The organism is Pseudoxanthomonas sp. PXM03, assembly GCF_014852005.1.
Classification (GTDB): Bacteria; Pseudomonadota; Gammaproteobacteria; order Xanthomonadales; family Xanthomonadaceae; genus Pseudoxanthomonas_A.
Genome location: NZ_JACVAU010000005.1, coordinates 22,077 through 41,821, shown reverse-complemented (window position 1 = coordinate 41,821; position 19,745 = coordinate 22,077). Strand labels below are relative to the sequence as shown.

General features: G+C 68.2%; 13 protein-coding genes. 2 read left to right on the top strand and 11 right to left on the bottom strand.

Annotated elements, in window-relative coordinates:
• Nucleotides 1-97: 97 nt before the first annotated feature.
• The 11 genes from gltB to IB223_RS17395 form a co-directional block, all read right to left on the bottom strand.
• Entirely contained in the window at nt 98-4,570 is a 4,473-nt protein-coding gene (gene gltB, locus IB223_RS17445) for a glutamate synthase large subunit (RefSeq protein ID WP_192203028.1), read from the bottom strand.
• Nucleotides 4,571-4,810: 240 nt separating this feature from the next.
• On the bottom strand, nt 4,811-5,176 hold the full coding sequence (locus IB223_RS17440; RefSeq protein ID WP_192203027.1) for an I78 family peptidase inhibitor: 366 nt from the start codon (nt 5,174-5,176) through the stop codon (nt 4,811-4,813).
• A gap of 58 nt (nt 5,177-5,234) precedes the next feature.
• On the bottom strand, nt 5,235-7,061 hold the full coding sequence (locus IB223_RS17435; RefSeq protein ID WP_192203026.1) for a carboxypeptidase regulatory-like domain-containing protein: 1,827 nt from the start codon (nt 7,059-7,061) through the stop codon (nt 5,235-5,237).
• Complete coding sequence (locus IB223_RS17430) at nt 7,058-9,229, bottom strand: hypothetical protein (RefSeq protein WP_192203025.1); 2,172 nt, start codon at nt 9,227-9,229, stop codon at nt 7,058-7,060. Before IB223_RS17430 ends, IB223_RS17435 begins: the two co-directional genes overlap by 4 nt.
• Complete coding sequence (locus IB223_RS17425) at nt 9,226-10,392, bottom strand: BatA domain-containing protein (protein ID WP_192203024.1); 1,167 nt, start codon at nt 10,390-10,392, stop codon at nt 9,226-9,228. The genes IB223_RS17430 and IB223_RS17425 overlap by 4 nt, the downstream gene beginning before the upstream one ends.
• A complete protein-coding gene (locus tag IB223_RS17420) occupies nt 10,389-11,279 on the bottom strand; it encodes a DUF58 domain-containing protein (protein WP_192203023.1) in 891 nt (296 codons plus the stop codon). The genes IB223_RS17425 and IB223_RS17420 overlap by 4 nt, the downstream gene beginning before the upstream one ends.
• Nucleotides 11,280-11,289: 10 nt before the next feature.
• Nucleotides 11,290-12,282, bottom strand: a complete 993-nt coding sequence (locus tag IB223_RS17415) for a MoxR family ATPase (RefSeq protein ID WP_192203022.1) — start codon at nt 12,280-12,282, stop codon at nt 11,290-11,292.
• 107 nt (nt 12,283-12,389) lie between these two features.
• A complete protein-coding gene (locus IB223_RS17410; protein WP_192203226.1) occupies nt 12,390-13,094 on the bottom strand; it encodes a DUF4159 domain-containing protein in 705 nt (234 codons plus the stop codon).
• Between the two features lie 206 nt (nt 13,095-13,300).
• The gene (locus tag IB223_RS17405) at nt 13,301-14,635 is read right to left on the bottom strand and encodes a TldD/PmbA family protein (protein ID WP_192203021.1); all 1,335 of its coding nucleotides are present in this window, start codon (nt 14,633-14,635) and stop codon (nt 13,301-13,303) included.
• Nucleotides 14,636-14,662: 27 nt separating this feature from the next.
• Nucleotides 14,663-16,297 carry a TldD/PmbA family protein gene (locus IB223_RS17400; RefSeq protein WP_192203020.1) on the bottom strand — a complete coding sequence of 545 codons (1,635 nt, stop codon included), beginning with the start codon at nt 16,295-16,297 and terminating at the stop codon, nt 14,663-14,665.
• Nucleotides 16,298-16,528: 231 nt separating this feature from the next.
• On the bottom strand, nt 16,529-18,157 hold the full coding sequence (locus tag IB223_RS17395; RefSeq protein WP_192203019.1) for a TldD/PmbA family protein: 1,629 nt from the start codon (nt 18,155-18,157) through the stop codon (nt 16,529-16,531).
• A gap of 124 nt (nt 18,158-18,281) precedes the next feature.
• Here IB223_RS17395 and IB223_RS17390 point away from each other — a divergent pair, with 124 nt between their 5' ends.
• Nucleotides 18,282-19,115, top strand: a complete 834-nt coding sequence (locus tag IB223_RS17390; protein ID WP_192203018.1) for an NYN domain-containing protein — start codon at nt 18,282-18,284, stop codon at nt 19,113-19,115.
• Nucleotides 19,115-19,711 carry a DUF938 domain-containing protein gene (locus IB223_RS17385; RefSeq protein WP_192203017.1) on the top strand — a complete coding sequence of 199 codons (597 nt, stop codon included), beginning with the start codon at nt 19,115-19,117 and terminating at the stop codon, nt 19,709-19,711. The genes IB223_RS17390 and IB223_RS17385 overlap by 1 nt, the downstream gene beginning before the upstream one ends.
• Nucleotides 19,712-19,745 lie beyond the last annotated feature (34 nt).

Here is a 19,745-nt window from a genome sequence, read left to right as displayed (position 1 = left end):
GGGATCGGGCGACCGAAGGCACGTGCGTCGGCTTGCCCCCATCCCAACCTTCCCTCGCGCGCGGGGGAAGGGGCAGTTTCCTGATGACGAGTCGCACTCATGCCGCGCGCCTCAGCGTCTCGTTCAACGAATCGATGCTCGCCGCCTTCGGCTTCACCAGCCAGAACTTGCCCACGTAGTCCCGGAACTCGTCGAGGATCTGTTGCGCCCAGATGCTGCCGGTCAGTTCGCGGTGGCGGCTGATCAGCGTGTGCAGGTGCTGGCGATGGCTTTCGAAGCCTTCCGGACTGATGCGGTGGATGTCGATCAGCTCATGGTTGTAGCGGTCGACGAAATCGCGGTCCAGGTCCAGCACGTAGGCCAGGCCTCCGGTGAAGCCCGCGCCGAAGTTCAGGCCCACCTTGCCCAGCACCAGCACGATGCCGTCGGTCATGTACTCGCAGCAGTGGTCGCCTGCGCCTTCGATCACCGCCAGCGCGCCGGAGTTGCGTACGCCGAAGCGCTCGCCTGCGCGTCCGGCCGCGAACAGTTCGCCGCCCGTGGCGCCATACAGGCAGGTGTTGCCGATGATCGGCGTGTTGCGTGCCTCGAAGCGCGCGCCGCGCGGCGGACGCACGACCAGCCGCCCGCCCGCCATGCCCTTGCCGACGTAGTCGTTGGCTTCGCCTTCCAATTCCATCAGCAGGCCACCGGCGTTGAAGGCGCCGAAACTCTGTCCCGCGGTGCCGCGGAAGCGCAGGTTCAACGGCGCGTCGGCCATGCCGTGATTGCCGTGCGCGCGGGCGATGGTGCCGGACAGCCGGGTGCCGATGCTGCGGTCGGTGTTGTGGATCAGGAAGCGGTGGTCGCCCCCGGTCTTCTTCCGGATCGGTTCGGCCAGCAGGCCATCCAGCTGCGTGGCCAGGCTGTCGGGCGATTCGTACAGGCGCTGCGCCGCACAGCTGTTGCTGTCGAACTGCGCATGCTTGAGCAGGCGCGACAGGTCGATGTTGACACCCTGGCGCGGCGACACGTCGATCTGCTGCAGCAGGTCGGTGCGGCCGACGATTTCGTCCAGCGAGCGCGCGCCCAGGTACGACAGCCACTGCCGCACTTCTTCGGACAGCAGGCGGAAGAAGTTCTCCACGCGCTCGGGCTGGCCGGTGAAGTACTGCGAACGCAGGCGCTCGTCCTGCGTGGCTACACCGGTGGCGCAGTTGTTGAGGTGGCAGATGCGCAGGTACTTGCAGCCCAGCACGATCATCGGGCCGGTGCCGAAGCCGAAGCTGTCGGCACCCAGCAGCGCGGCCTTGACCACGTCCAGACCGGTCTTCAGGCCACCATCGGTCTGCAGCACGGTGCGGTCGCGCAGCTGGTTGACCACCAGCGCGTGGTGCGCCTCGGCCACGCCGAGCTCCCACGGCACGCCGGCGTAGCGGATGGAACTGACCGGGCTGGCGCCCGTACCGCCGTCATGGCCGGAAATCGTGATGAGGTCCGCGCCGGCCTTCACCACGCCGGCGGCAATCGTACCCACGCCCGCGTGCGACACCAGCTTCACCGACACCAGCGCGGTCGGGTTGACCTGCTTCAGGTCGAAGATCAGCTGGGCGAGATCTTCGATGGAATAGATGTCGTGGTGCGGGGGCGGCGAGATCAGGCCGATGCCCGGCTTCGCGTAGCGCAACCGCGCGATCAGTTCGTTGACCTTGTGGCCGGGCAGCTGGCCGCCCTCGCCGGGTTTGGCGCCCTGCGCCACCTTGATTTGCAGGACTTCGGCGTTGACGAGGTACTCCGGCGTCACGCCGAAGCGGCCGGAAGCGACCTGCTTGATCTTGCTGCGCTTCTCGGTGCCGTAGCGCACCGGGTCTTCGCCGCCTTCACCCGAGTTGCTGCGTCCGCCCAGGCGGTTCATCGCGATGGCCAGGGCTTCGTGGGCCTCCGGCGAGAGTGCGCCCAGGCTGATCGCGGCGGTGTCGAAACGACGCAGCAGGTCGGTGGCATCGGCGACCTCGTCGAGGGGCGTCGGCGTGTCGGCCTTCTTCAACTGCAGCAGGTCGCGCAGCGCGGACGGCGGGCGCGAGTTCACCACGTCGGCGTAGGCCTGCCAGTCGCGGGTGTCGCCGGTGCGCGCCGCGCGCTGCAGCGTCATCACCACGTCGGGGTTGTACATGTGGTACTCGCCGCCGTGCACGTACTTCAGCAGGCCCCCGATTTCCGGCGATTCGCGGTCGTTCCAGGCGCGCGCTTCCAGTTGGCGGGCCTCGATGTCGAGCCGCTCGAAGCCGACGCCGCCGATGCGCGCGGGCGTTTCGGCGAAGCACAGGTCCACGACGTCGGCATCCAGCCCGACGATCTCGAACAGCTGCGCGCCGCGATAGCTGCTGATCGTGCAGATGCCCATCTTCGAGATGATCTTCGACAGGCCCTTGTAGATGCCCTTGCGGTAGCTGCGGCCGATCTGCGCCTGCTCGCCGCCCTTCTTGATCTGCAGGATGCCGCGCCGGCCCAGGTCGAACAGGGTCTGGTAGGCGAGGTAGGGATACACGGCGGTGGCGCCGACGCCGATCAGGCAGGCGATGTGGTGCGGATCGCGCGCGGTGCCGGTCTCGACGATCAGGTTGACGTCGCAGCGCAGGCCTTCGCGGCACAGGTGGTGGTGCACCGCGCCCGTGGCCAGCAGCGCGTGCACCATCGGCCGGCCCTGCTGCGGACGGCGGTCGCTCAGCACCACCATCACCATGCCTTCGCGCGCGGCCTGCGCCACTTCCGTGCTGATGCGTTCGATGGCGGCCTTGACGCCTTCCACCGGGTCGTACGACAGGTCGATGTAGCGATGCTTCTGGTCGTACGGCGCCATCTTCACGATCTGGCGCAGCTTGCGCTGCGACAGCACCGGCGAATTGAGGATGATGTGGTGCACCGTTTCCGGGCCGGCATGGAAGATGTTGGTCTCCTTGCCGAGCTGGGTGGTCAAGGACATCACGCAGTCTTCGCGCAGCGGATCGATCGGCGGGTTGGTCACCTGCGCGAACGCCTGGCGGAAATAGTCGTACAGCGGCCGCGTCTGCCGGCTCAGCACCGCCATCGGGGTGTCGTCGCCCATCGAGCCGGTGGCTTCCTGCTCGGTCTCCGCGAGCGGGCGCAGTACCTGTTCCACTTCTTCGTCGGTGAGCTGGAACAGCTTGTGGTAGCCGCGCAGCGTCTTCTCGTCGAACGGCGCGTCGGTCAGCGACGGATCGATCAGTTCGGTCTGCAGGTAGGTGACGCCCTGGTGCAGCCACTGCTTGTACGGGGCGCGTCCGCGATTGATGCGGTCCACCGCTTCGCTGTCCAGCAGGTCGCCGCGCTTGAGGTCGATGGCCATCATCTCGCCCGGGCCGAGCTTGCCCTTGCGGGTCACGCGTTCGGCGGGCACTTCCCACACGCCGGCTTCGCTGGCGACGATGAAATGACGGTCGCTGGTGAGCATCCAGCGCGCGGGGCGCAGGCCGTTGCGGTCGAGCGTGCACGCCGCGTAGCGCGCGTCCATCGAGACGATGCCGGCCGGGCCGTCCCACGGTTCGGTATTGAGGCCGTAGAACTCGTAGAACGCAGCGAGATCGGCGTCCTTGAATTCCAGCGACTGGGTGGCCGGCGGCACCAGGATGCGCAGCGCCTGGATCAGCTCCATGCCACCGGCGACCAGCAGTTCCAGCATGTTGTCCAGGCTCTGAGAATCGGAGCCGTGCATGGAGATGACGGGGTCGAACTCGCCGATGTCGAAGCGCGGCGTCTTCCACACCTTGCTGCGCGCCTGCGCCCAGCGCCGGTTGCCCTCGATGGTGTTGATCTCGCCGTTGTGCGCCAGCAGGCGGAACGGATGCGCCAGCGGCCAGCGCGGCAGCGTGTTGGTGGAGAAGCGCTGGTGGAAGACCACCGCGCTGCTGGCCAGTTCGGCGCGCTGCAGGTCCGGATAGAACACCGCCAGCTTGTCCGGCAGCACCATGCCCTTGTAGCCGATGGCGTGCGGCGACAGCGTCACCACGTAGAAATCCGGCACGCTCTTGCGCAGCTGCTGTTCGCTGCGGCGACGGGCGAGGAACAGGGCCAGCGAGAAGGCGTCGTCGTTCTGGTCGGCGCCCGCTTCGACATACAGCTGTTCGATGCGGGGCAGGGTGTCCTTGGCCAGTTGTCCGCAGACGGCATCGTTGGTCGGCGGCACGCGCCAGCCTTTCACGGCGACGCCGGTACGGAACAGCTCGGCTTCCAGGGTGGCGCGGCACTGTGCGGCCTGCGCCTCGTCGTGGGGCAGGAACACCAGGCCCGCAGCGAAGCGCGCGCCCAGGGCGATGCTGGATTCGGCGGCGAGCGCACGGAGGAACGCGTCCGGTTTGCGGATCAGCAGGCCGCAGCCGTCGCCGGTCAGCCCGTCGGCGGCGACGCCGCCACGATGGGTCATGCGCGACAGCGCGGCGATGGCGGTATCGACCAGGGCCCGCGAGGGCTGGTCGTCGAGTTGCGCGATCATGCCGAAACCGCAGGCATCGCGCTCGTCGTTGGGGTCGTACAGACCGGGGTCAAAGCCGCCTTGGCGATTGCGAGGGGCCATGTGTTGCCTCAAACCGGAGTGACGGCGACACCGTGCCCTGCCCGCGCAGCGGCACTTCGAAATGTCACCGGAAACCCGACTAAAACACAGTTGTTGCGATGCCGCAACAACACCTATTGCACGCCACTCGTTGGTTGCAAAGGCAACTTTTCCGGGCGTCTCGTCCCGCCTCGCGGACAAGAAAAAACCGCCTGCGCGAAGCAGGCGGTCCGGGGGCACTGCAGGATGGCCGGGCGTGGGTCAGCCGCAGTTGACCGAGGTCGCGACGCCCTTGTCGTCGAGGATGATGTTGAGGCGGTCGGGATTGAAGTCCATCGTCGCGGCGTCACCCGGTTTCAGGCTGCGCACGGCGCTGGACTTGCTATCGGTGCGCGCCTGTTCGATGTCCTTTTCGGCCGGTGTCTTGCCGATGATCCATTGCGCCTGGGTGTCGTCGCAGCTGCCGGCGAGTTCGGCCGGTGCAGGCCCGGCAGCGGGAGGCGTGGCGGCTTCGCTGGCCGCGGCCTGCGACTGTTCAGCGGCCGCCGTCTGTTCATCGGTATCGGGTGCGGAACAGGCCGCCAGCGAGAGGGCCAGCAGCAGGGCGGGGAGGGCGGCTCGGATCATGCGGAACTCCGGACAATGGGACTGAAGGAAGGATTACGCACCTGACATTCGATACTCGTTAACCGGCCGCCGGGCGACGCCGTTCCAGCCACCACAGCAGGCCCGCTGTCGCCAGCCAACCCAGGAACCACGGCCAGGCCGGACCGCGCGGACCCTGCGCCGCAGGCACGCGCGCCGGGTGGCGAGCGCGTGGTGCCGCAGCGAGGTGTTCGGTGCGCGTGCGCAGGTCCATGGCGTGCAGGTGCGGCGCGTCGTCCGCGGCGCGGACGTGGAAGGGCGTGCTGTCTTCGCCCACGTTCAACTGGTGCCATCCGGCAAGGCGTGGCCAGAAGCCGGCGCAGCGCGCATCGCCGGTGGCCGGGTCGCGCTGCAGTCGGGTGACGGTGCCGTCCGGGGCGGTGATGCGCGCGCCATCGGCGAGGTGGCAGAACGCGGCGCGCTGCGGTGCGCGGATCTGTGCAGGGATCTGAGGTGATGCGTGCGTGCCGGCGCGCGCGAGCGTGCCGAATGCCTGCGACCACAGGGAGGCGTGCAGGTCGGGATGTCCCGCCAGCACCAGCGCGTACGTGTCGACCGGCGTCCACAGCCCGATGCGACCCCGTCCTTCGCTGCGCCACCATGCGATTGCCGCGTCGTTGGCATCGCGTACCAACGGAATCGCGTCCGTCGACACCACGCGCACATCGCGTCGTGTCAGCACGGGCAGGCCAGCGGTGATCGCCTCGCTGTCGATAGGCGTGTCCGCGGTGCCCACGCCGCGTCGTGCGCGCCAGGCGTCGTCGTCCGGCGCGGCCCGCGGCAGGTGGAACTCGGCTACATCGTCGCCCGTCAGGGACACGCCCAGCGTCCGTTGCGTCGCCGGTGGCACCGTTCCGTCGATGCGCAGCAACACGCCCAGGCCGTCGCGTACCGCAGCGGCCAACGCCGCGCGCTGGCCGTCGCCCAGTGCCGCTGCGCTGCGCGCATCCAGCACGACCAGGTCGAAGCGGCGCAGCGTATCGGCCGTCATCGGCAGTGGCGCATCACCCAGTTGAAGGCCACCGCCCAGGCTGACCTGCAGGTGCAGGTCGATCCCCGCATCGGTGGCCCAGCGACGCAGGTACTTCCATTCGGCGTTGGGCGCCCCGGCGAGTGCCCACACGCGGGGGGGCGTCGCCGCCTGCGTCCACACCGGCAAGCCCACTGCATCGATCACCGTGTGGCGCGCATCCAGCATTTCCACCCGGAACAACGCGGGGCCGGGCAGCCGCGCCAGTCCGGTCAGATGGAAGCGGCCGCGCGCATCGACGGCGGTCGCGTCGATACGCTGGCCTGCGGGGTCGCGCAGCACCACGGTCACCGGTGACGCGCCGTTCACCCGCCCGCTGACGGCGAAGGGCGCGCCTGGCGTGGCAATGGCGACGGGCGACAGCGCCACGATGCCGCGTGGCAACGGTGCGGGCGAAAAGGTGATCGGCCGGCCACCGACCGCATCGCGATCACGCGCTTCCAGTCCGGCACCGACGATGTGCAGCGTCTGCGCATCCGGATGCCGGCGAAGGGCCGTGCCCAAGTCTGGCGCACGCTCCGCATCGGCCATCGCTGGCGCTTCCGGGAGCGCGATGCGCGGCTGACCCTGCCATGGGGCGGGCAGGGCGACGCGGTCGGCCTGCGCCGTCATCACCACCAGCATGCCGGGGGTTGCGGTCTGGCGGGGCGGCAAGAGCGTGAAGAAGAGCAGCACCGCGAAGACCGGTTGCAACGCGCACAGCATCGCAAAGCGCAGCGACGTGCCATGCCGGTCGGCGGCAGCGCGCCGCCTGCGCGTCAGGCGCACCCACGCGATCACGACAGCGAGCGCCAGCAGCGCGGCCAGCAGCAGCGGCAGCGAGGTGTCCAGGCTCATCGCACCGGCTCCGGTTGCAGGGCGTCGAGATAGCGGCGGCCCACGTCATTCAGCGCATCACGCCGCGGCACCTGCGCGGGCGGTTGCGCCGACGCCGACCACAGCAGCGCACGCAGCCGGGCCCGGCACGCGGCACAGCCCGGTTCGCCCCGCACCTCGTCGATGGCGGCGAACAGATCGAGCGCGTCGGGCATGCGTACCTCGTTCGCACGCAACCAGGCCTGCAGTGCATTCAGGTCGGCCGCGTCGGCGGGAATGCCATCGTGGGCGAGCGACCGCCATGCGCGTGCCGGCGCCGATTCCGCGCCCTCAGGCGCGCGTTCGAGGCTTCCCAGCGGACGCGGCGCGAGGCCCGTGCGATCACCGCCCATGCGGCGAGTCTCGTCGATCGGCGGCAGTTCCGGCCCCACGCGCGCCAGGTAGATGCGCGTGGCCTGCTGCACCTGCTTGATGTACTCGAGTGCCTTGTAGGCAAAGGGCAACGCCCTGTCGGGCTGGCCCTGGCGCAGGTGCAGTTCCGACTGCCACATCTGGTCCAGCGCCTTCTTCAGCGTCGCACGGGTTTCCGGATCCAGCAGGGTCGCCGCTTCGGCGTGGTCGTGCGTGTGGCCATAGGCTTCCAGCACGTCGGCTTCGCGGCCGAACGAAGCACCGGTCGCGCTGGTGGCCTGCTCGTGGCCGTGTCCGTCGTCCGTCCCGCCCGCTTCGTTGGCGTGATCGTGCCCGTCGTCGTCCGTGTGGGTTTCGCCGTCATTCGTCGGTGGCGGTTGCGGCTCGCCCTCGGCCTCTTCGCCGAGGAACTGGCCATAGCGCAGGCGCAGGATGCGCTGGTCCACGCCGATCGCGTCTGAGCGGGCGACGAACTTCTCCGACGACATCGTGCGCTTCTGCTTCTGCAGCGCTTCGGCATCGATGATGATCTGGCGCTGGCTGCGGAAGTAGGCGGGCATCACCTTCTTCACCATGCCCTCCAGGCCCGTGCTTTCGGCGCCCAGGTCGGCCGGCCAGCGCAGGATCAAACCGGGACTCTGCGCGGCCTGCGGCGATGGTGTGCGGTTGTCGTGCACGGTCAGTTGCGCGATCAGGTCGTCACCCACCGCCATGCCGAGTGCTTTCAGGTCCAGAGAGGCACTGAAGCGCCGTGCGTTTGCCGGGCCCGTGCCGCGCACCGTCATCACCTGCTCCTTGAAGGCGATGTTCTCGCCGCTGCCCTGGGCCAGCGTCAGCTTGAGCGTCGCGGCCGGCGCAATGCCGTAGTCGTCGCGCGCCTCGAAGGCCAGCGCCCAGCGTGTCTGTCCCACGCTGACGAGACTCAGGCCGCGATCCGGGGCCAGCACCCGCACCTCCGGCGCGCGATCAGGGATGGCATCCAGCCGGCGCAGTTTCGATGGCGGCTGCGCCTCGGTGCCGGCGGCGACCACACGGTACAGCGTGGACTTGGCCAGCACGTGCGTCGCGCGCCAGGTGTCGCCGTCGCGGTCCAGCGCGATGCGCTGGCCATCGTGGAAGACAAGATGCGCCTGCGTCGGTTGCGGGTCGAAGCGCAGCGTCCACGTGAGCCGCGAGCCTGCGGGCGCCTTCGCGTCCAGCGTGGCCTCGTCGCGGGGCGATTGGCCGGTGTACGACGGCGGCGCCACGTGCAACCGCTGCGCGACCAGGCGCGGAACACCGGGGATCACCGGCGCGACATCGTCCGCGGGTGCCAGCGCGCCGGCGTCCGGCGTGCGCGCGGGCCAGAGCGCCGCCGCGACGATCACGATCGCCGCGACGCACCACATCGCGACGATGCGTGCCCATGGCCACGGTGCGCGCAGGTCCGGCGCCGGCTGGGTGCGCAAGCGTTCGCGCACGCGGGCCTGCTGCAACTGCTGCAACGGCGTCAGCGTTGCCTGCGGTGCAAGCAGCAGGTCGCTGCTGTCGTCGAGGTCCCTGCGTCGCGCATCCAGCTGGCGCACCAGCCAGGTGTTGTCGAAGGCGCGCGTCCGCCGCCAGGCGAGCAGCGCCAGCACCGCGATTCCCGCCACGGTGACCGCGATCGCCAGCGCGGGCGATGCGACGCGCCACAGCACACCGCCCAGCGCAACGGGCATGGCCGCGCCCAGCAGCAGCTGGCCCGCGACCACGTGGCGGCGGACCTGGGCGAGGCGGTCGAAGGCCGACAACGTCATGGCGCCGCGCTCCGCGTGCGTCGCGTCGCCATCCAGCGCTCCACCAGCACGAGCAGCGCGATCAGCAGCGCCAGCCAGGGTTGCAGGTCGCGCGGTGCGACCGGGTAGGCCGCACCGCCGCCGACGGGCGCGTAGTCACCGGCGGGCACGCGCGTCGGCGGTACGACGGGCGCATCGAACAACGCGCGCAAGCGGCGCGGGAAATCCGCTTCGACGAGAGCCGGCATCGCGTCGGGCCGCAGTGGCCGGGTGAAACGCAGCACGCGACCCTGGCCGTGCACCGCCGCTTCGACCAGCGGCGCGCCATCGGCATCGCGCCAGGCCACCGACGTCATCGCGACGCCATCCAGCGTGCTCTCCCGGGCCAGCAACGCAGTGCCGCCGGCCGAGATCCACTGCACGACCGGCACCGGCACCGGCCCGGGCGCCAGCCAGACCAGCGGATGCGACGGCGCGGGCAACGGCGCGCCGGTCGTGCCGACCTCCACCGCCGCTGTCCCCGTTGCGTTGGTCGGTTGCCATGCGCGCGCGGCGGCTCGCAGGTAGCGCAGCCCGCGCTCATTGTCGGCTTCGTGGCGAACGACCAGCGCAAGCGGTGCCGCGGCGGCGGCGGGTGTCGCCTGCATCGCGCCCTCGACAATCTTCCAGGTCACCGTGCGCGACAACGCGGGTCGCTCGGCATCCGCCCCCTGCAACGTCGCTGGAACGAGGACCGTCAACGCGACGCCGGGCGGCAGTTCCGCGTCCAGCTGCCGCAGCAGGCTGCCGATGGCGGGCGTGCCGGACGGCGCCGGTTCTTCCAGCGCCGGGAAGCCCGACGCCAGCCAGTGCAGCCGCATGCGGGGTTCCTTCGCCTGCGCTTGCGCCACGGCGGCCTCCACGCCCGGCACGACGACGATCCACGGGCGTGTATCGTCCAAGCCCGACAGCACGGGCCGTGCCAGCCAGAGTGCGAGCAGCGCAAGCAGCAACAGGCGCAGCAACAGCAATGGCCATTCGTCGAAGCGGATGCGGTGGCGCGGCTTCGGTTTCTGCCGCAACCAGCGCAGTGCGGCGAAGTCGGTCGGCTTCTGTTCGTGCCTGCGTGCCAGGTGCAGCAGCAGGGGAAGCGCCAACGCGGCGAGTGCGGCAAAGCCGGCCGGCAGCAGGAACGCCAGGCTCATGCGTACTCCGCGGCATCGCGTGCGCCGAACAGCCGTCGCAGCGGCAGGTCCAGCGGTTGGTCCATCACGTAACGGGCATGGCGGATACCGCTGGCGTCCAGCCGCGCATCCAGTGCGCGTTGCGCGTCGGCGAAGCGTTGCAGGTAGTCGCCGCGCAGCGCCGCCGCGTCGCCCAGCAGCTCCTCGCCGGATTCCGGATCGCGGAAACGATGGCCGCCATTGAACGGGAAGTCGCGTTCCTCGGTCGTCAGCAGCTGGATCGCCAGCACCTCGCGCCTTGCGGACGCCAGGCGTTCGGCCAGCGCCAGCATCGCATCGTCGAACCAGTCGCTGAGTGCCAGCACCAGGTCGCCCGCGCCAATGCGCTCGAACACCGGCGCCAACGTGTCGACGGCGGGAAACATGCCGCTGGCATGCAATCCATGCAGCGCGAGGAGCAGCTGGTCGCGCTGACGCGCCCCGTTCCCCGGCGCCACCAGGCGCACGCCGCCGCCATGCAGCACCAGGAGACCGAAGCGGTCGCCCTGGCGCAGCGCCAGTTCGGCGATGCAGGCGACCAGTGCACGTGCGGCATCGAAGCGGGTACCGCGCGTGCCGTCGCCCTGTGCCATCGAGGCGGTGGCGTCGAGCATGATCCATACCGTCAGCGGACTCTCCCGCTCCGCCTCGCGCACGAAGAAGCGGTCCGAGCGCGCATACAGTTTCCAGTCGATCTGGCGCAGCTCGTCGCCGGGTTCGTACGCGCGGTATTGGGCGAACTCCAGGCCCGCGCCGCGGCTGCGGCTGTGGTGCAGCCCGATGCCTTGCGTGCCGATGGCGCGACGTGCGGTCAGCCGCAGGTCCTTCAACCGGCTGCGGACGTCGGCGGGGATCAGGTCGTACGCCACGGTACGTCGATCAGGCGGCGAGCGGCACGCCGCGCAGCAGCGCGGCGATCACGTCGTCGGCGCCCACCTGCTCGGCTTCGGCGGCGAACGACAGCAGCAGGCGGTGGCGCATCACCGGCTTGGCCAATGCGGCGATATCCTCGCGCGTCGCCGCCAGGCGGCCGTGCAGCAGCGCGCGGGCTTTGGCCGCCAGCACCAGCGACTGGCCGGCGCGCGGACCGGCGCCCCAGCGCACGTACTTGCGTACCTCGTCGGGCACGCCGTCGCCGGGGCGGCTGGCGCGCACGAGCCTGGTGATCCAGCGCAGCAGATCCTCGCTGACATGCACGTCGCGCACGTGCTGCTGCAGGGCCAGCACCTCGGTGCCGTCCATCACCCGTGGCACGTCGCCACCGGCGCGACCGGTGGTCTGCGCCAGGATGTCGTGCTCTTCCTGTTCGGTCGGATACTCGACCCGGATGTGCAGCAGGAAACGGTCCAGCTGCGCCTCCGGCAGCGGATACGTGCCGGCCTGTTCCAGCGGATTCTGCGTGGCCAGCACGAAGAACGGTGAAGGCAGTGCGTGCGTGGTGCCGGCATAGCTGACGGTACGTTCCTGCATTGCTTCCAGCAGTGCGGCCTGCGTTTTCGGCGGCGTGCGGTTCAACTCGTCGGCCAGCAGCAGGTTGGTGAAGATGGGGCCGGGCTGGAAACGGAAATGGCGGTGGCCGGTGCCGTGGTCCTCTTCCAGCAGCTCGGTGCCCAGGATGTCGCTGGGCATCAGGTCGGGCGTGAACTGCACGCGGCGGAACTGCAGGTGCAGCGCCTGGCCCAGCGAGCGCACCAGCAACGTCTTGCCCAGTCCCGGCACGCCTTCGAGCAGGCAGTGGCCACCGGCCAGCAGGCCGATCAGCAGCTGCTCCACCACGTCCTGCTGGCCGACGATGGCCTGGCCGATGGCGGCACGGAGTTCGCCCAGTTTGGCGAGCTGTTGCTGGAGGTCGGATTCGGTGATGGGGGGCATTGGCGTGTTCGTCGGAAGGAAGGATGTAGGAGGGGCTTCAGCCCCGATGCTCTTCTGCGGGTTCACGGTCGGGGCTGGAAGCCCCTCCTACAGAGGTGGTTTGGTGATCATGTCGTCAACGCATAGATCACGAGATTGACGCCGAACTTCGTGTTGTCCTCGGCCAGGAAGCGCTTGTTGCGCCAGTCGTAGTCCCACTCGCAGCCATAGTCCTTGTTGCTGTAGAGCACGCCGAGGCGGCCGTTGATCTCGATGCCCTGCAGGTACTCGTGCACCAGGTCGTCGCCCCAGCCATTGAGTTCGAAGCCGGTGGCCGGCGGCCCGTCGAACTTGAAGAAACTCCGGTAGATGGCATGCGTGTTCGGCAGTTTCTTCATCGCCTTCGCGCCGAAGATCGACGCCATCTGCGCTTCGAACGACTTGGCGAACAGGCCGTCGATGTCGTGGTTGCAGTCGTCCACGAACACGAAGCCGCCATTGCGCACGTACCGCTCGAAGTTGCGCCGCTCGGCCGGGTTGAACTCCACCAGCTTGTGACCGGCCAGGTAGCAGAACGGTGCGGCCAGCATGCGTGGGTCGGACAGGGCCAGCACGTGTTCCTTCGGGTCCACGCGCAGGGTGGTGTAGTCGATCAGCGAGGTGATGAGGTTGGACGGCATGCGCGCGTCCACGTCCCAGTCGCCGGAGTCGTACTTCAGGCGGGTGAACCAGAAGTCATAACGCCCGGTCGCATGTGCGCTGCGGGCCGGTGCGGCCAGCAGCGCGCCGGCCAGGCCGCCGGCCATGAGTCGCAGGAACCCGGCGCGTGTCATCGTCACGGGAAACCACCCCTTACCCCGCGTGCGAGGGAAGGTTGGGATGGGGGCGAGGGCAAGAGCACGAGGGGTTTCATCGAAGGATGCGGAGCACAAAGGAGAGAGCTTTGGTGCGCTCCGTAGTGCGGAACGCTTGCGATTTCGTCGGGCCCCCACCCCAGCCCTCCCCCGCGGGCGGGGGAGGGAGCAGATCGCGCTCGCGTTTACACCGCGTCCGACAGCGACGTGAACGTGAAGTCGCGCAGCTTCATCGGCGGGATCATCATCACGAAGCTGGACTCGTCGCCAGCCACGCGCACCGGCTTGCCGAGTTCTTCGATGTTGTTGAGCATGATCACCGGCGATTCGTTGAAGCGGAAGTTCTTCACCGGGTGCTTGATCTGCCCGTTCTCGATGTAGAACGTGCCGTCGCGGGTCAGGCCGGTCAGCAGCACGGTCTGCGGGTCGACCATGCGGATGTACCACGTGCGCGTGACCAGGATGCCCTTCTGCGTACCGGCGACCAGCTCGGCGGTGGACTTGGTGCCGCCGGCCACCAGCAGGTTGCCCGGCGAACCGATCGCACGCTTGCCCTGCTTCTGGGCCCAGAAGCGCGAGTACTCCAGGTTGACCACCTTGCCATTTTCGACGATGGCCATCTTCTCGCGCGGCAGACCTTCGCTGTCCCACGGCATCACTTCCGCGCCGGGGTGCCACGGGTCGGCGCTGATGTTCACGCGGGGATCGTAGACCTGCTCGCCCAGCTTGTTGCCGCCGCCCTTCTTGGACAGGAAGCTGCGGCCTTCGTCGGCCTGGCGCGCATCGAAGAAGTTCATCATGAAGGAGATCAGGCCGGCCGCCGCTGCGGGCTCCAGGATGACCGTGTACTTGCCCGGCTCCAGCGCCTTCGCTTCGGCCGATTCGCTGGCCTTGCGCATCGCAGTGCGGATGTCGCTGTCGGCCTTGAAGGTGTTCGCATCCTTCAGGTTGCGGCCCACCCAGCCGGAACCCCGGCCGTCTTCGGTGCGTACCGTGCAGGTGTAGTTGAACGCGGTGGCCTTCTGGTAGCCGAAGTTGCCCTTGCTGTTGGCGAAGGCGACGAAGCTCTGGCCGTCTTCCAGGAAGCCGGCGGCGATCAGCTTCTCCGCCTTGCACGGACCGATCGAGTCGGCGGCCACCTGCGCGCGGAACTCCGGCGTGATGGCGGCGGTGGATTCGCTGAACGTGGGGCTGGGCTTGTAGGTCTGCTTCTCGACGGCCGGCATGAATTCCGGGTTCTCCGGCGCCAGGCGGGCGAGGTCTTCCGCCCGACGGACCACGCGCTCCAGCGAGGCGTCGTCGAACTCGTTGATCGTCGCCACGCCGGTGCGCTTGCCGAACGCCACCTGCACCGCCAGGTCGGTATTGCTGACGATGCCGCTGGTGGACACATTGTTGAGGGCGAAGCGGATGTTGCCTTCGATCGAGCCGGTGAGGGACGCGGTGCACTCATCGGCCTTGGACAGCGCGATGACCTTGTCCAGGATGGCCTTGGCCTGCGCTTCGGTGAGGATGCTCATGTTCTGGTGATCTCCTTAAAGCGCCGGTCAGCCGAGCGAGCGGGCGGTGTTGATGACGTTGATGCCGTTGAAACGCGCGGTGGACGAACCGTGCGAGACGGCGGACACCTGGCCGGGCTGGCCCTTGCCGTCGAAGAACGAACCGCCCAGGCGGTAGTCGCTTTCGTCGCAGACGGCGGCACAGGCGTTCCAGAACTCCGGCGTGCGGATCTGGTAGGCCACGTCCTCGATCTGCTGAGTGATCTTGCCGTTCTTGATCTCGTAGAACAGCTGGCCGCCGAACTGCGCGTTGTAGCGCTGCTGGTCGATGGAGAACGAACCGTCGCCGATGATGTAGATGCCGTTCTCCACATCCTTGACCATGTCGGCGACCGAGAGCTTCTGCTTGCCTGCCGCCAGCGACACGTTGGCCATGCGCTGGAATTGCACGCTGCTCCACGAGTCGGCGTAGCAGCAGCCGTCGGATTCGGTCTTGCCCAGGATGTGCGCCTGGTCACGGATGGTCTGGTAGTCCACCAGCTTGCCGGCGCTGACCAGGTCCCAGCGCTTGGTCTTGACGCCTTCGTCGTCGTAGCCGACCGCGCCCAGGCTGCCGGGCTGGGTCTTGTCGGCGAACAGGTTGACCAGCTCGCTGCCGTACTGGAAGCGCTGCTCGCGCTTGTCCAGGGTGGCGAAGCTGGTGCCGGCGTAGTTGGCCTCGTAGCCCAGCACGCGATCCAGTTCCAGCGGATGGCCGACGGATTCGTGGATGGTCAGCCAGGTGTGCGACGGGTCCAGCACCAGGTCGTACTTGCCCGGCTTCACCGAGGGCGCGGTCAGCTTGGCGCGCGCCTGCTTGGCCGAGGCGATGGCGTCTTCCTTCATGTCGTAGGACAGGCCGTAGTTGACCACCCCGTTGGGCGTGGTGAACTTCTGCGACGCGTCGCCGTCCAGGTACTCGTAGCCCAGGCCCATCGGCGAGGACAGGCCGTCGCGGGTACGGAACTTGCCGCTGGCCTTGTCGATGGCGGTCACGGTCATCGGTACCCAGATGCGGTGCACGTCCTGGTCGATGTACGAGCCGTCGGTGCTGGCGAAATACTTCTGCTCGTTGACCAGGAACATCATCGAGTTGACGAAGTCCGCGCCCGCGTTGATCGCGGCGGCGTTCACACCCAGCAGCAGGTCGACCTTGTCCTTGATCGGCACCTCCATCGCGTTCTTCTTGATCGGCGTCTTCCACGCCACTTCACCGAAGCCCGGCGCCTTCGCCAGTTGCACCGGCGCGGTCTGGGTCTTGCTGTTGGCCTTGGCGATGGCGGCCGCCTGGCGCGCGGCGCTGGCCACGCCTTCGGCGGTGAGCGTGTTGGTGGCGGCGAAGCCCCAGGCGCCGTTGGCGATCACGCGGATGCCGGCACCGGTGGACTCGGTGTTCACCACGTTCTGCACCTTGTCCTCGCGGGTGATCACGAACTGGCGCAGGTAGCGGCCGATGCGGACGTCGCAGTAGGTCGCGCCGGCCTGCTTGGCCGCCGCCAGTGCCGCATCGGCAAGGCGCTTCTTGAAGGCGACATCCAGGGTGGACTGCAGTTGCTCGGCGGCGATCGCCTTGCCGAAGAAGGACGGCACCATCAGGCCGCCTACGCTGAGGCCGGTCAGGGCCAGAAAGTCACGACGTTGCAAGGCTGTTCTCCACCGGTTGGGCCTGCATGGGCAGGCGGGGCTGCGACGGTAGTGCGTCCGCCCGCGCTGTCCCCGCGCAGGTCGTCCCCGATTCTTGCCTCCGCATGCAGACAGCGTCAAATGACTTTCGGCATAGAAGATGCTCGTCATCGTGATCGCATGCACCATCCTGGGTCCATTCGCACACTTCACGCGGTCATCCCGGCGTACGCTGGGATGACGGCAGCCTCTTCACCCCAGCGATCGCGCCGTATTGATGATGTTGATGCCGTTGAAGCGCGTGGTCGCCGATCCATGCGATACCGCCGACACTTGGCTGGGCTGGCCCTTGCCGTCGAAGAACGAGCCCCCCAGGCGGAAGTCGCGTGCGTCGCAGATCGCCGTGCACGCATTCCAGAATTCGGGCGTGCGGATCTGGTAAGCGGCGTCTTCAACCTGACGGGTCACTTCGCCATTCTTGATCTCGAAGTACAGCTGTCCGCCAAACTGCGCGTTGTAGCGCTGCTGGTCGATCGAATACGACCCGCGTCCATGGATGTAGAGGCCGTTCTCCACATCCTTCACCATCTCCGCCACCGTCAGCGGCGTCTTGCCCGGCGCCAGCGAGACGTTGGCCATGCGCTGGAACTGCACGCTGCTCCACGAATCGGCGTAGCTGCAGCCGTGCGAAGCGTCCTCGCCGAGGATGTGCACTTCGTCGCGGGTCGCCTGGTAGTTCACCAGCACGCCGTCCTTGACCAGGTCCCAGCGGCGGGTCTTCACGCCTTCGTCGTCGTAGCCGACCGCGCCGAGGCTGCGCGGCTCGGTCTTGTCGGCGGTGAAGTTGACGATCGGGCTGCCCCACTGGAAGTTCTGTTCGCGCTTGTCCAGTGTGGCGAAGCTGGTACCGGCGTAGTTGGCTTCGTACCCCAGCACGCGGTCCAGCTCCAGCGGGTGACCGACGTTCTCGTGGATGGTCAGGAACAGGTTGGACGGGTCCAGCACGAGGTCATACTTGCCCGGCTTCACCGACGGCGCAGTCAGCTTGGCGCGCGCCTGCTTCGCCGCCGCCACGATGTCCTCGCGCAAATCGTACGACGCGCCGTAGGCCACCACGCCGCCTGGCAGCGCGACTTTGTCGTCCGGATTCGCATCCAGGTACTCGTAGCCCATGCCCATCGGCGCGGACAAGCCGTCGCGGGTCTTGAACTTGCCCGTCGCCTTGTCCACCACCGTCACCGTGAACGGCACCCAGATGCGGTGCACGTCCTGGTCGATCCAGGAGCCATCGGTGCTGGCGAAGTACTTCTGTTCGTTGATCACGAACATGCGCGACGCCGCGAAGCTGGCCCCGGCGGCGAGTGCGGTGGCGTTGGCACCGAGCAGCAGGTCCACCTTCTCCTTCACCGGCACTGCCATCGCGTTCTTCACGATCGGAGTGCGCCACGCTACCTCGCCCACGCCCTTCAAGGGTGCCAGCTGCACCGGCTTGCCCTGGATGCGGGCGTTCGCACGCGCGATGGCCACCGCCTGCCGTGCCGCCATCGCGACGCCGTCGGGTGTCTGGTCGTGGGTCGCGGCGAAACCCCATGCGCCCTGCGCAATCACGCGCACGCCGATGCCGGAGGATTCGGTGTTCACCACATTCTGCACCTTGTCCTCGCGGGTGATCAGCGACTGTCGCAGGTAGCGGCCGATACGGACATCGCAATAGCTCGCGCCTGCTGCCGTTGCGGCCGCCAGCGCGATATCAGCCAGGCGCTTGTTCTTCGCCGCGTCACCGGGTTCCAGCAGCGCCTCCGCGGCGATCACGCGCGTGCCGGGCAGGGCCAGTCCGGCGAAGGTCAGTCCGCCCAGGGTGAGGAAGTCGCGTCGTTGCATGTCGGGGTCCGGAAGCGAAAGCCCCCGGACTTTCGTCGGCATGCAGCGCAGCGTCAAGTGACGCCGGTCATGCCATGCACACGTGGTGCACAATGCGCCTCATCCCGCACAGGAATCGCCCCGCATGAAATCCCGCCCGGTCGCCCGGTCAGAGAACGACGAAGAGCAGCCGCGGCTGGCGGTGCTGATCGATGCCGACAATGCCCAGCCTTCGGTCATCGAAGGACTGCTCGCGGAAGTGGCCAAGTACGGCGTGGCCAGCGTGAAGCGCATCTACGGCGACTTCACCAGCACGCGCATGACCCAGTGGAAGCAGGCGCTGCTGAAGCATTCGATCAATCCGGTGCAGCAGTTCGCCTATACCAGCGGCAAGAACGCCACCGACAGTTCGCTGATCATCGACGCGATGGACCTGATGTATACGCGGCGCTTCGATGGCGTGTGCCTGGTGTCCAGCGACAGCGACTTCACCCGCTTGGCGCAACGGCTGCGCGAAGAAGGCCTGACCGTGTACGGCTTCGGCGAACGCAAGACGCCGGACGCGTTCGTGCAGGCCTGCGACAAGTTCATCTATGTCGAGGTGCTGCGCAGTGAAGTGCCCGCACCACCGCCGCCACCGGCCAAGCCCGCGAAGAAGGCCGCGAGGCCGGCCGCGAAGAAGCCTGTCGCCCAGGCCGAGCCGACCGCCGCACCCGCAGTGGAGCAGGGCCGGCATGAGTCGTTGCCGCTGCGGCTGATCCGCCAGGCCATCGAAGAGGCCAGCGACGACCAGGGCTGGGCGTTCCTCGGCAGTGTCGGCAGCTACCTCAGCAAGGTGCGCCCGGATTTCGACACTCGCCTTTACGGGCACAAGAAGCTCAGCGACCTGATGAAAGCGCATCCGCGCCATTTCACGGTCGAGGAGCGCGCGGGCGAAGGCGGCGCGAAGCGCTTCTACGTGCGCGCAGCGGGCGGATGATGGCGGAAAAGCCCTTCGCACCTTCCTGCGAACGCAATCAGGGGCCGATCCTCGAGGTACTCCTGCGTCACTTCGCAGACACCCGCCGTGTGCTGGAAATCGGCAGCGGCACCGGCCAGCATGCGGTCCACTTCGCCGCGGCGATGCCGTGGCTCTCGTGGCAGGCAAGCGATCGCGCCGACAACCTGCCGGGCATCGCGCTGTGGCGCGACGATGCTGGCCTGCCCAACACGCCGCCTGCGATTGAGCTGGATGTCGACGGCCCTTGGCCCGACGCGACCTTCGATGCGGTCTTCAGCGCCAACAGCCTGCACATCATGGGATGGGCACAGGTGCAGGCGTTCTTCGCCGGCATCGCCGCCGTGCTGGAAGACGGTGGGCTGCTGGTGGTCTACGGCCCGTTCAATTACGGCGGCGATTTCACCAGCGACAGCAACCGCGCCTTCGAGCAGTGGCTGAAGGATCGCGATCCCGCCTCGGGCATCCGCGACTTCGAAGCGGTCGATGCGCTGGCGCGCGGCATCGGACTGGTGCTTGAGGAGGACAGCGCCATGCCGGCGAACAACCGCTGCCTGGTGTGGCGACGGAGCGCGTGACCGACCGTTAAAGAAAACCCCGCCGGAGCGGGGT

Bases quoted from the DNA above. Each gene is read 5' to 3' on its own strand.
- gltB (WP_192203028.1), bottom strand. From the start codon at position 4,570: ATGGCCCCTCGCAATCGCCAAGGCGGCTTTGACCCCGGTCTGTACGAC.
- IB223_RS17440 (WP_192203027.1), bottom strand. From the start codon at position 5,176: ATGATCCGAGCCGCCCTCCCCGCCCTGCTGCTGGCCCTCTCGCTGGCG.
- IB223_RS17435 (WP_192203026.1), bottom strand. From the start codon at position 7,061: ATGAGCCTGGACACCTCGCTGCCGCTGCTGCTGGCCGCGCTGCTGGCG.
- IB223_RS17430 (WP_192203025.1), bottom strand. From the start codon at position 9,229: ATGACGTTGTCGGCCTTCGACCGCCTCGCCCAGGTCCGCCGCCACGTG.
- IB223_RS17425 (WP_192203024.1), bottom strand. From the start codon at position 10,392: ATGAGCCTGGCGTTCCTGCTGCCGGCCGGCTTTGCCGCACTCGCCGCG.
- IB223_RS17415 (WP_192203022.1), bottom strand. From the start codon at position 12,282: ATGCCCCCCATCACCGAATCCGACCTCCAGCAACAGCTCGCCAAACTG.
- IB223_RS17410 (WP_192203226.1), bottom strand. From the start codon at position 13,094: ATGACACGCGCCGGGTTCCTGCGACTCATGGCCGGCGGCCTGGCCGGC.
- IB223_RS17405 (WP_192203021.1), bottom strand. From the start codon at position 14,635: ATGAGCATCCTCACCGAAGCGCAGGCCAAGGCCATCCTGGACAAGGTC.
- IB223_RS17395 (WP_192203019.1), bottom strand. From the start codon at position 18,157: ATGCAACGACGCGACTTCCTCACCCTGGGCGGACTGACCTTCGCCGGA.
- IB223_RS17390 (WP_192203018.1), top strand. From the start codon at position 18,282: ATGAAATCCCGCCCGGTCGCCCGGTCAGAGAACGACGAAGAGCAGCCG.
- IB223_RS17385 (WP_192203017.1), top strand. From the start codon at position 19,115: ATGGCGGAAAAGCCCTTCGCACCTTCCTGCGAACGCAATCAGGGGCCG.